The sequence below is a fragment of the Sinorhizobium sp. CB7 genome (assembly GCF_041357635.1).
In the GTDB taxonomy this organism is placed as follows: Bacteria; Pseudomonadota; Alphaproteobacteria; order Rhizobiales; family Rhizobiaceae; genus Rhizobium.
Genome location: NZ_JAULLL010000076.1, coordinates 1 through 378, shown reverse-complemented (window position 1 = coordinate 378; position 378 = coordinate 1). Strand labels below are relative to the sequence as shown.

1 protein-coding gene is annotated in these 378 nt (G+C 63.0%); it reads right to left on the bottom strand.

The genetic code is table 11. The features are described 5' to 3' along the window. A partial coding sequence (locus AAE029_RS36245; protein ID WP_371077770.1) for a hypothetical protein occupies positions 1–378 on the bottom strand: 378 nt, incomplete at both ends.

The following is a 378-nucleotide window of genomic DNA, read 5'->3' as shown; positions in this document are numbered from 1 at the left end:
CGGACTTCAGCGCTGCAACCTGGGCGGTCTTCAGTGCTGCGGTCTGATCGGTGGAAAGGGCCGCGACATTATCCGTGGAAAGACCCGGCAGAGCGGTGACAGCGATCGCCGCGATGTCGGCCGTCGAGAAGGCGGCGATATCTTCAGAGGCAAAAGCGCCAATTTGCGTCGAGGTGAGTGCTGCCACCTGCGCCGAGCTCAGCGCTTCAGCCTGAGTGGAGCTCAGGGCACCGATCTGGTCGGTCGTCAGCGATCCAAGGATCTTGGTGCTGAGGGCAGCGACCTGATCGGTGGAAAGGGCTGCGATGTTGTCCGTGCTGAGGGTCTTCAACTGCGTGGAGGTCAGGGCGCCGATCTGGGACGAGCTCAGGGCACCGA